General features: G+C 63.0%; 1 protein-coding gene. It reads right to left on the bottom strand.

Annotation, left to right across the window (positions count from 1 at the left end):
- Window positions 1–1,485, bottom strand: a 1,485-nt coding sequence (locus H926_RS31580) for an IS66 family transposase (protein WP_148291660.1), incomplete at its 3' end; no start/stop codon positions are given.
- Window positions 1,486–1,571: the final 86 nt, after the last annotated feature.

The following is a 1,571-nucleotide window of genomic DNA, read 5'->3' as shown; positions in this document are numbered from 1 at the left end:
GGTGAACCAGGCCTCGGGCTCCACACCGTTCAGGCGACAGGTCTCGACGAGTGAATAGAACAGCGCCGAGGCATCGCCGCCCCTGGTCGAGCCCACGAACATCCAGTTGCGGCGGCCGAGGGGAACACCGCGCAGGGCATTCTCGACCAAATTATTGCTGATCTCGAGCAGGCCATTGTCGCAATAGCGGGTCATCGCCATCCAGCGATTGAGCGGATAGCGGCATGCCTTGGCCAGCGCGCTGTCTGAAGACAACCCGCGCATCTGTGCTTCAAGCCATGGCCGCAGGGCAGCTAGTTTCGGGGCGGCCTGTTGCTGGCGGATCCGTCGCCGTTCGTCGGGTGGCGCGCCGTTGATGTCGCGCTCGATCGCGAACAACTCACCGATCCTCACGACGGCCTCCGCCGCGATCGGCGACGGGTTCTTGGCCAGAATGTCGGTAAATTTACGCCGTGCATGCGCCCAGCATCCAACCTCTATCACGCTGCGCGGGGCTTTGGTTTTGGGGTTGCGGTACAAGACGTTGTAGCCGCCATAGCCATCGGCCTGAAGGAAACCTTCGTATCCGGCAAGATGGGCGGCGGGATGCTCGCCGCCGCGCCCGGTCGTGAAGCGGAAGGCCACGGCAGGCGGGGTCATGTCGCCGCTGGAGCGGCCATCGCGCAAATAGACCCAGAAATAGGCAGTGTGACTGCCATCTTCGCCCATCAGCAAGGTGACCGGCGTCTCGTCGCCATGGATCTTGGGGGCTTTGAGAATGTGGGCCAGCAGGCGCTCGCCAAGCGGGGCCATCAACCAGGCCAGCTTGCGGGCCCAGCGGCCCATCACATCACGATCAATGTTTACGCCCTGCCGCCGCAGGATCACCGACTGGCGGTGCCAAGGCTGATGGTCAACGAAGCGGCTGACCATCAGATGAGCGAGCAGCGCGCTGCTGGCCATCACCTTGGGCAGGGGCAGATCGACGGCAGGCGCCTGTCGGATCGTCTCGCACGACCGGCAAGCAATTCGTGGGCGAACATGGCGCAGGACACGGAAGCGGGCCGGAACATAATCCAGCACCTCGGTGACATCTTCGCAGATGACGGTCTCCACCCCGCCGCAGCCGCACGGTTCCGGGCGATGCTCGGCCGTCAGGCGCGGTATATGCGCCGGGATTGGCGCGCGGGTGCCAGCCTTGCGTTCCGGCTTTGACGCTGCTGCTGCGGGAGCATCATCATTGGCTGGCTCGGGGACGGCCTCAACGTCTTCGAACATCATGCGCAGTTGCGCGCCGTCCATCTTCTCGGAACTGCGCCCGAACTGAACGCGCAGCAGCCGTGCGAGACGATGCTCCAGCTTTTCTATGGTCAGGCCCTGGGCTTTGACGGTCTGCTTCGCAACCTTCAGTTCATCCCGATCCACCTCCATAGCCTGCGCCATCTCCCGCAGCATTTTCTGCAGGAGAACAGGGTCTGTAGGAAGGCGATCAAGGTCGAACCGCATGCCTGCCCCTATAGGACAGGAGACCTGAAAATGCTACAAAAAGGGCCGGTTTTCTGCGATTTCCCCTCACGCAATTGTCGGTGTGG

Source organism: Novosphingobium sp. B-7 (genome assembly GCF_000410615.1).
Taxonomy (GTDB): Bacteria; Pseudomonadota; Alphaproteobacteria; order Sphingomonadales; family Sphingomonadaceae; genus Novosphingobium; species Novosphingobium capsulatum.
The sequence above is the reverse complement of the archived record's forward strand: the minus strand, read 5'-3'. Positions and strand labels throughout refer to the sequence as shown.